Below are 9,530 nucleotides of genomic sequence, written 5' to 3'. Positions count from 1 at the left end.
ACAAATAAAAAGTTCGTAGAATGGGGATTAAGAGATTTAATCCATTTGTACGAGCGATAGAGATATTTAAATTATTGAACCGCCGTGTACGGAACCGTACGCACGGTGGTGTGAGAGGACGGTAAATAAATTAATTATTTACCTCCTACTCGATTGTAAACCAGGGTGGGGAAAAGAAGACGAAAGCACCGGTCTTAAGCGGATGTCATCTTGACACATTACTTTGTGAATGGTATAACTTATATGAAAGTGATAATCATTCTCAATTATTGAAGAGGGCTACAATGGATAATACAAAAATAACAGACTGCACGATAATAGGTGGCGGGCCGGCAGGTCTCTACGCATCCTTTTATGCAGGCATGAGGGATCTCTCTGTACGTCTGATTGAAGTGAAAGAAACGTTGGGTGGGAAGCTTCATTTCTATCCGGAAAAAAGAATCTGGGATATAGGGGGCATGCCTCCTACACACGGGGCAGATGTCATGTCTTACCTGAAAGAACAGGGAACCTTGTTCGATCCGGAAATCATACTTAAAGAGAAAATAGTGAATATTGAAAAATTAAAAGAAAACTTATTTAAAGTGATCAGCGAATCTGGAGCATGCTACTACAGCCGGTCTGTAATCATAGCTGTCGGAGGCGGTCTAGTGTCTCCACGAAAACTGGCCATGCATAAAGCATCACATTATGAACAGACAAATCTGCATTACAGAATTTTTCGTATAGAAGACTTCTCAAGAAAAAAAGTTGTCATTGTCGGAGGAGGAAATTCAGCTATCGACTGGGCCAATGAACTGAAAGAAACGGCAGATGAACTTCATCTGATTCACAGAAACGACACCTTTCGGGCGCATGAGTCTCAGCTTAGAAAACTGAAAGAATCAAATGTGGCAATACATTCTTATACTTCAATAGAAACGTTGATACCTGACGATCAGGGAACCGACATTCAGGCCATAGAAGTCAGGAACAGCCAGACTGGTCAGCTGTTTACTTTGTCACTTGATGAACTGATCGTCAATATCGGGTTTGACAGTGAGCCGAATTTCTATCAGGAAAAAACTCTGAAATTGAACTTGAAAGACAACTACTATATTGAAGGAAATACACAGATGCAGACCTCCGTGGAAGGCATTTATGCTATTGGAGACATTGTTGATTATGAAGGGAAAGTCAGGCTGATTGCCGGTGCATTCCAGGATGCCATCAATGCAGTCAATCAGATCAAGTCAACGCTTCTTCCTGCTGAAACTCCTGAAGTTATCATGTCATCTTTTCATAAAGGCCTGCAGGAGAAATAAACGCGAACGAAATAATTGAATCAAAAGAAAAGGGCGTATTATGGAACAGATCAGAAAGGACCAGCTTACAAAAAAAGAGACACAGAAGCGGCTGATGAAGCGACTGAGTGCCCCTCATCCGGCCGCTCTTATTTTAATATCCAGTATAGTAGTGCTGGTTCTGATTATGATTGCTTCTATTTCTATAGGAGTCTCTGATATCGGGTGGCGAGATATATTAGAATCCTTTACCGCTTTTGACTCAAGCAGTACGAGTCACGTCATCATCAGAGACCTGAGGATTCCGCGTATTCTTGCGGCCGCTCTGGTTGGCGCCTTTCTTGCTGTGTCTGGTGTTATCATGCAGGCACTCACACTTAATCCGCTGGCCTCACCGTCCATTATGGGGGTGACATCAGGATCAGCTTTCATGATTGCTGTTGCTTTTGCTTTTCATCCCCAGTCCAGTTACTGGCAACTGATCCTGTGGTCTTTTGCTGGAGCAGGATTAGGGACCGGAATGGTTTTTCTTATCGGCTCCTTCAGTAAACGTGGACTGACTCCCGTTAAGCTGGCTCTAGCTGGAGCTGCGGTCAGCGCACTTCTCCAGTCCATGTCGACGATTATTGCCATCCATTTCAATGTCGCCAGAGACATCAGCTTCTGGTTTGCAGGCGGAGTCGCGGGAGTTCGAATGGAAAGCGTCAGAGTGATCGGCATATTGGCATTTGCCGGACTGATCACTGCCTTCGCGCTGTCTCGGTCACTGACAATCATGGGGCTTGGAGAGGAGATGGCTAAGGGACTTGGAATCAGAATTGGCTGGATCAAGTTCGTTTCAGTTCTTGTTGTCTTGATTTTAACTGGTGCAGCCGTCTCGATCGCCGGTACGGTCGGATTTGTCGGACTGGTCATTCCTCATGTTGCGAAAAAAGTCATGGGAATGAACTACAGATGGGTCATACCAGGCTCTGCTGTCTTCGGCGCTGGTCTGCTTGTTCTTGCAGATATTGCAGCTCGAACGATCAATCCGCCTTACGAGACGCCTGTCGGGGCCTTGACTGCACTGATCGGTGTGCCATTTTTCCTTTTACTGGCTAGAAAAGAAGGGAGAGGCTGAAATGGATCGATCAAAGCAATCGTCACCTTATAAAGATAAAGCGTTCAAGCGAAGTGCCTGGCTCTTTCTTTTTCTAATCTGTCTTTTAGGCGTTCTCGTCATGGTCAGTCTGGCGTCAGGCTATATGGCCTTGACACCAGCTGATATCTGGTTGACAGTTACGGGCGCCGGTACAGCTTCCCATGAGCTTCTCCTGTATCAGTTCCGTCTCCCGCGCATTGTACTGGCCGTACTGGTGGGAACTGGAATGGCTACGGCTGGTGCTATTTTTCAAGGCGTCACTCAGAATAGCCTGGCAGACCCTGGGATCATCGGCATCCATTCAGGATCAGGATTTTTTGCTGTTCTATACCTTTATCTTTTGACTTTGAATCAGGATCAGCCACCCGTATGGCTAAATGCTGGCCTGCCTTTTGCAGCATTTATCGGAGGCATCTCAGCTGCCATACTTATTTATGTGCTTGCATGGAAAGAAGGGGTCACGCCGATTCGACTGGTTCTGGTCGGTATCGGAGTAAATGCCGGCTTTTCTGCGGCTCTGCTGCTTGTTCAGCTTAGAATGAGTGAAAGTGACTTTAACAGGGCACTGATCTGGCTCTCAGGCTCAATCTGGAATGCTTCCTGGGCTGCTGTCCTGAGACTGCTTCCGTGGATCCTGATATTCATCCCTTTATCTTTGTATAAAGCCAGAGTGCTGTCTGTCATGCAGCTCGGTGAGGAGATGGCTGTAGGACTAGGCACAGCGATTGAAAAAGAACGGATCAAGCTGCTGACCATAGGCGTTGGACTTTCCGCAGCAAGTGTATCAGCTGCCGGGGGCATCGCCTTTGTCGGCCTGATCGCTCCTCATCTGGCCAGAAGGCTGGTCGGAGGAAAGTTTCAGCGGCTGATTCCTGTATCAGCTGTGACCGGAGCCATTCTGATCGTCCTGTCCGATACATTGGCACGTACAATACTTGCACCATCTGAAATACCTGTCGGCCTGATTGTCTCTGTAATCGGTGCCCCTTACTTTATTTATCTATTAATAACTATCAAAGAATAATGGAGGAAATATGATGAAAAAACTAGTTTTAGGTACATTATCACTGACTTTACTTCTGGCGGCCTGCGGGAACAACGAGGAAGATACTGAACTGGATCCGGCTGATGGAACAGATGAAGCAACAGAAGAGGTACAGGAAAGTGGAGGCCCGCGTGTTCTGACAGATGGACTGGGGAACGAAGTAGAAATCCCGGAAGATCCGGAAGCAGTGCTTGCTTCTTATCTTGAAGACTACCTTACAGCACTTGACATCACACCTGTTGCGCAGTGGTCGATCAATGATGGAGAGGGCGTTCAGTCTTATCTTCAAGACGATCTGGCTGATGTGCAGACGATTCCGTATGATTTACCTTACGAATCCGTCATGTCAGTTGAACCTGATTTGATTCTTATCCGTGATCAGATCGAACAGGATATGGTGGACCAGTACAACTTGATTGCACCGACTTATGTTCTAAATGCCAGTCCAACAAGCTGGAGAGAAACAATGAGAGAAATCGGTACGGTTCTGGACAGAGAAGACGAAGCAGCTTCAGTTATCGAGTCTTACGATGCCAGGGCTGAGGAAACAGCGTCTCTAGTTCAGGAAACTGCAGAAGGTGAGTCAGCCGCTGCGATCTGGATGATCGATACGAGTCTGTTTGTTGTTCATCCCGAACGTTCGAGTGGCTCTGTCCTATACGGGGATGCGGGGTTTGATATTCCTGATGTCGTAGATCAGCTGTCTGATGATGCAGACTGGTCTGCTGTTTCACTAGAGGAGCTGGCTGAAATGGATGTTGATCATCTCTTCCTTATCTCAGATGCTGAAAGCGAACTCATGGAAGACCGGTTGTGGCAGAATATACCTGCTGTCGAAAATGACAATGTATACACATTTGACTCGCAGTCAGCCTGGTTGTATTATGGACCAATAGCTAACGAGCAGGTGCTGGAGCATATTGACAGCAGCCTGCAGCAGTAAAATATATTAACTAATAGTAAAGGAGGGGTGGGTAGCGTGTCACGGATATCTACAGATGACTTGTCTATCGGGTACGGACGTCAACTGATCGTCGACGGGCTCGAGCTGACGATTCCGGATTCAAAAATCACATGCATCATTGGACCGAACGGTTGCGGGAAGTCGACGATTCTGAAGACAATTGCTCGACTGCTTAAGCCATCAAGCGGGTCTGTACTCCTCGACGGAAAAGCTATCCATCAGCAGTCCACTAAAAGTATCGCCAAAAAAATAGCCATACTGGCTCAGTCACCGCATACGCCTGAAGAAATGACAGTCAAGGATCTGGTATCCTATGGCCGGTCGCCTTATCAGAAAGGATTTGGGCAGCTCTCAGGAAAAGACTGGGAAATGATCCACTGGGCACTGAAAGAGACAAATTTGCTGGAATACGCGGACCGTTATGTGCATGCCTTGTCAGGTGGACAACGCCAGCGCGTCTGGATCGCAATGGCCCTTGCTCAGGATACGGATATCCTGCTGCTCGATGAACCAACGACCTATCTGGATCTGGCGCATCAGCTGGATGTGCTTCAGGTGCTGGAGAAACTGAACCGGGATCAGAACAAGACGATCGTTATGGTTCTGCATGACCTGAATCATGCATCACGCTTTTCAGACTATCTCATCTCGTTAAGAGACGGAAAGATCATCAAAGCGGGTAAACCGTCAGAAGTTATGACCAATGGGGTGCTGAGAGACGTCTTCGATATCGATGCTCAAATCGTTCAGGATCCATCAACAAAAAAACCAGCCTGCCTGACCTATCACTTAATATAAATAATCATGAGGGAATCTTCTTCCAAAAAGTAAGCTTATCTTTGGAAGAATGATTTCCTTTTTGTTATGGTAAGATTGGAGATAAAATTTAAAGGAGCGATATTAATGAACGTATTGATAGTCGGAGCAAACGGTCAGATCGGCCGTCACCTAGTCGATATTCTTAAAGAAGAAGGCAAGCATAAACCAGTAGCTTTTGTCAGAAAAGAAGAACAAGTGAAGGAGTTTGAAGACAAAGGCGTAGAAGCCAGGCTGGGTAATCTGGAAGATTCAGTCGACAAAATTAAAGAACGCATGACTGACATCGATGCTGTTGTCTTTACTGCCGGTTCTGGAGGCAGTACAGGTGCAGACAAGACCTTGCTGATCGATCTGGATGGGGCAGTGAAAACAGTCGAAGCGACGAAAGCAGCTGGAATCGACCGGTTTGTCATGGTCAGTGCCTTTAAAGCAGATGACCGTGATCAATGGAACGAAGAAATCAAACCGTATTATGTTGCCAAGCATTACGCTGATATGTGGCTGATGGATTCAAGTCTGAACTATACGATCGTCCGCCCGGGTATGCTGGAAAACGAAGACTCAATCGGAACGGTAACAGCCAGTACTGATATCGGTACACCAGATGACTTTAGTATCCCTAGAGTAGATGTGGCTAAAGTGATAGCAGCCAGTCTTGATACGGAAGCAACCTACAAAAAAGCATTCGACCTGGTCACTGGTAAAGACGAAATCAGTGATGCACTGACCAAATTATAAGCCTATAAACTGCGTAGTCTAAGGATAGACAGCAAGGGAACAATCAGCGTATGTTCCCCTTTATGATAATGAGGGATCAGGATGTCAATGATTTCGATAAAGTGCAGTCGGTCAATGTTCTTGGCGTGTTCCTGGGACTGAAGCGGCTGCTGGGGTCTCTCCGGCGGCTGCTTTTATTACATAGGAAAATTTTTTTGTTGGTGGTATACTGTAGTCTAGATTAAATAGTTTGTTTGAATGAGTTATACAAAGGAGAGAATTAAATATGAAGAAACAATTAAAAAAACTGATGGCTGCAGGTATCGCATTGACTGCATCAGCTGTGCTGATGATGCCTTCTGCACAGGCTTCTGAAGGCATCGACACAAGCGTTGTCAACGAAGCATGGGGCCTTCCCACATATGTCCATGGCGGCGGGTTGAATGATGCCCAGATCGAAGAAACGGCTGACCTTTTAGGCATAGACAGCATGGATAATGTAGCCAGCGTTGCTGTAACAGGTGAAGACCTTCAGAACTATCTGGGTACAGGCTCCGGGAATACGGCCAGCATGATCTCATCTGTTCTGGTCCAGAGGGAAAATGAAGGACATGGTGTCAATGTTATCAACAAAACCCCGGATAATATCACTCAGATTACTGAAGAACAATACAGCAATGCAGCCATTACTGCCGGAGTAGAAGATGTGACCATCATGGTAGCCAGTATCCGCCCGGTGACTGGCGAAAGTGCCTTGACTGGAATTTATAAAGCGTTCGATGTAAACGGTGAGGAACTGGATCAGGACCGTATGAAGGTTGCACAGGAGGAACTGGAAACGACGAATCAGATTGCTCAGGAAAATGCGGATGAAGAGGAATTCGACTCCAGCCGTCTGGATCAGGCAATTGTTGAAATCAAGCAGCATTTGGCAGAACTACGGGACCGTCAGGATGAACTGGCTACGAGGGAAGAAATCGAACAGATCATCAATGATGCATTGGAAAACAATAATCTTCAATCTGTGATTTCTCAGGATCAGGTTGATCGACTCTTGGCATTCTTTGAACGCTATCAGCAAACTGGGGCGATTGATTCAGCTCAAGTCAGACAACAGCTGGAACAGTTGTCCGGTAACTTGCGTGATCGTTTTGGAGACGCTTGGCAGCAGGCAGAAGACAGCGGACTAGTCGATCAGATCGGCAACTTCTTCAGACAAATCTGGGAAGCAATCAGAGGCCTGTTCAACTAATTATTTACCAGATATTGAAATTATAAGCTTTAAGCTCAGCGTGTAAAGAGAACGATCTCTTTCTTAAGCTGAGCCTGAGGCTTTTTTTTTGATTGGAAGAATTGAGCTGTACAAAACTGACTAAGGGGGGGATAAGAATAAAGAAGACCAAAATCTCTATACCCATACAAAAAAGCCGCTACTACCTTTTTAAATAGCAGCGGCTTTATATTTAGATAAAAAATCACACGAGATTGATCAGGAAGTATTTTTTCTTACCTTTACGGACGATGATGAAGCGGTTGTCGTAGCTGTCTTTTTCGCTGACAACGTAATCAACGTCTTGTATTTGGCTGCCTTTCAGACGAATCGCTCCATTTTTTATATCTTCACGAGCCTGGCGTCGTGACGGCTCGATGCCTGTAATGTCAACCAGTAGTTCGACAAGATTGTGTTCACCCTTAGCAGCTTCAGATGAAGGGACATCTTTAAATGTCGTAGCGATCTGATCGGCTGTCAGGTCCTGAATGTCACCTGAGAAGAGAGCCTGTGAGATGCTGATTGCTTCATCCAGCGCCTCCTTACCGTGCACAAATCGTGTCATTTCTTCAGCCAGTGCTTTTTGAGCAGCACGTTTATGCGGCTCGGTCTCCACCTGCTCCGCCAGTTCGTCGATTTCATCCTTGGTCAGGAAAGTGAAGTATTTCAGGTATTTCACAACATCTCGGTCATCTTGATTGAACCAGAACTGGTAAAATTCGTATGGCGTGGTTTTATCCGGATCGAGCCAGATCGCTCCGTCCGCAGATTTTCCGAATTTGGTCCCGTCAGCCTTCAGTAATAGAGGAATTGTAAGGCCGAATGCCTTAGCCTCGGCACCTTCTTTTTTCCGGATCAGGTCCAGACCAGCAGTAATGTTACCCCATTGATCAGATCCGCCGATCTGCAGCTGGACACCCTCATTCTGGAATAGATGTAGGAAGTCGACTGACTGAATAATCTGGTAGCTGAATTCTGTAAAGGAGATACCGGTGTCAAGTCGGCTGGACACGACATCTTTGGCCAGCATCGTATTGATGTTGAATTCTTTTCCGAAGTCACGCAGGAAATCAAGGAAAGACAGACCGCTCAGCCAGTCGTAGTTGTTAACCAGCTTAATACCGGACTCTTCTGACCCTGCTTTGAAAAGCTTGCGCATCTGAGCACTCAGCTTATCTGCATTATCCATGATTTTATCCATTGTCTGAAGGACACGTTCAGAATTACGCCCGCTTGGATCTCCGATAGACCCTGTTCCACCACCAATCAGAATCACCGGTTTATGACCGGCAAGCTGGAATCGTTTAAGGATCATGAATGGGATCAGGTGGCCGACGTGCATGCTGTCACCTGACGGGTCGATTCCGCAGTAAAGGGCAATACTTTTCTCTTCAGTCAGGGATTTCAGCCCTTCTTCATCTGTCTGCTGGTTGATGGCTCCGCGCCATTCAAGTTCGTCTAGTATAGTCATTTTGAATCTCCTTTAATAATGTATTCTATTGGTCTAGATGATTGAAACACCATGTATAGTGTCAGTTGAAAATGGATGTGCTGCCATAGCTGTCATCCAGTACTCTGAATAAGTGCCAATATCGTTCACGTACCATACTGATGCAGTAAACCCCAAAATGAAGAATATCGTAATAATCATGGGTTTTGAACATAAGCAACCTCCTTAAATTCAAGTATCAGCTAAATAAAGATATAAAAAAAGCCCCACAAAAAGCCTATGCTTCATGTCGGGACGAACAGTGCCGTGGTACCACCCAGTTTAAAGTAGAAAAATCCACTTTCACTCATTCCCATAACGCCGGGATGCGTCTCTAGTGAGAGTGCTCCTAGGTGTAATTCGTGCCGTTCGTCCATACGGGTTTTCACCAGCCACCCGTTCTCTGAAATTACTATGAAACAGAACGCACTACTGTGCCTATTCATCGCTGAAATATTATAGTGGTCAGTATAAAGGATATAAAGGGAATAGTCAATATACTCATTTAGCTCGTATGTGTCAATACTTTGGCGGAAACTTTTCTCTAGAGATGGTAACTCTTCAATTTTAATATTAAAATGGCTCATTCTGTGTGTTTCATTACCCAAACATTTTCTTCAGTTGTCCCATTGGACTTGATGTGGAACTATAATTAGCTATTTCACCCATTTTAACCCCTATAGAAGGACGATGAATCTTTTTCAAAACAGCTCTAACAGCCCCTTTAAATTCAGGGACAATGGTTTGTTCAAATGCAGGTAGTTCCGCTCTCAAAGCTTCTAAAAGCGTTCCGTTTTTACGA

At 45.6% G+C, this 9,530-nt stretch carries 9 protein-coding genes, 1 pseudogene and 1 other annotated feature; of the genes and pseudogenes, 7 read left to right on the top strand and 3 right to left on the bottom strand.

The features are described from left to right. Positions 1 to 284: 284 nt before the first annotated feature. The 7 genes from ACYQ2O_RS08200 (at position 285) to ACYQ2O_RS08170 (ending at position 7,221) form a co-directional block, all read left to right on the top strand. On the top strand, positions 285 to 1,304 hold the full coding sequence (locus tag ACYQ2O_RS08200) for an NAD(P)/FAD-dependent oxidoreductase (RefSeq protein ID WP_346024579.1): 1,020 nt from the start codon (positions 285 to 287) through the stop codon (positions 1,302 to 1,304). 40 nt (positions 1,305 to 1,344) lie between these two features. After that, positions 1,345 to 2,403, top strand: coding sequence for a FecCD family ABC transporter permease (locus ACYQ2O_RS08195; protein ID WP_459770212.1), 1,059 nt, complete (start codon positions 1,345 to 1,347; stop codon positions 2,401 to 2,403). A 1-nt stretch (position 2,404) separates the two neighbouring features. Beyond that, a complete protein-coding gene (locus tag ACYQ2O_RS08190) occupies positions 2,405 to 3,448 on the top strand; it encodes a FecCD family ABC transporter permease (protein ID WP_459770210.1) in 1,044 nt (347 codons plus the stop codon). Positions 3,449 to 3,461: 13 nt separating this feature from the next. Continuing rightward, positions 3,462 to 4,412: an ABC transporter substrate-binding protein gene (locus ACYQ2O_RS08185; RefSeq protein ID WP_346024582.1), complete on the top strand. Its 951-nt coding sequence runs from the start codon at positions 3,462 to 3,464 to the stop codon at positions 4,410 to 4,412. A 36-nt stretch (positions 4,413 to 4,448) separates the two neighbouring features. Further along, the gene (locus ACYQ2O_RS08180) at positions 4,449 to 5,231 is read left to right on the top strand and encodes an ABC transporter ATP-binding protein (RefSeq protein WP_091265935.1); all 783 of its coding nucleotides are present in this window, start codon (positions 4,449 to 4,451) and stop codon (positions 5,229 to 5,231) included. 105 nt (positions 5,232 to 5,336) lie between these two features. Next, entirely contained in the window at positions 5,337 to 5,990 is a 654-nt protein-coding gene (locus ACYQ2O_RS08175) for an SDR family oxidoreductase (protein WP_459770208.1), read from the top strand. Positions 5,991 to 6,255: 265 nt separating this feature from the next. Further along, on the top strand, positions 6,256 to 7,221 hold the full coding sequence (locus ACYQ2O_RS08170) for a DUF1002 domain-containing protein (protein ID WP_459770206.1): 966 nt from the start codon (positions 6,256 to 6,258) through the stop codon (positions 7,219 to 7,221). 223 nt (positions 7,222 to 7,444) lie between these two features. Here ACYQ2O_RS08170 and tyrS read toward each other — a convergent pair whose 3' ends face one another. The 3 genes and pseudogenes from tyrS to ACYQ2O_RS08155 form a co-directional block, all read right to left on the bottom strand. Continuing rightward, entirely contained in the window at positions 7,445 to 8,710 is a 1,266-nt protein-coding gene (gene tyrS / locus ACYQ2O_RS08165) for a tyrosine--tRNA ligase (RefSeq protein WP_346024473.1), read from the bottom strand. Between the two features lie 61 nt (positions 8,711 to 8,771). Further along, a complete protein-coding gene (locus ACYQ2O_RS08160) occupies positions 8,772 to 8,903 on the bottom strand; it encodes a hypothetical protein (RefSeq protein WP_281241333.1) in 132 nt (43 codons plus the stop codon). Positions 8,904 to 8,976: 73 nt separating this feature from the next. Beyond that, positions 8,977 to 9,183: a binding site (T-box leader), on the bottom strand. A 145-nt stretch (positions 9,184 to 9,328) separates the two neighbouring features. Further along, a pseudogene (locus ACYQ2O_RS08155) lies at positions 9,329 to 9,530 on the bottom strand (hypothetical protein); the annotation flags it as partial.

The sequence above is a fragment of the Alkalibacterium sp. m-11 genome (genome assembly GCF_054658155.1).
The sequence above is the reverse complement of the archived record's forward strand: the minus strand, read 5'-3'. Positions and strand labels throughout refer to the sequence as shown.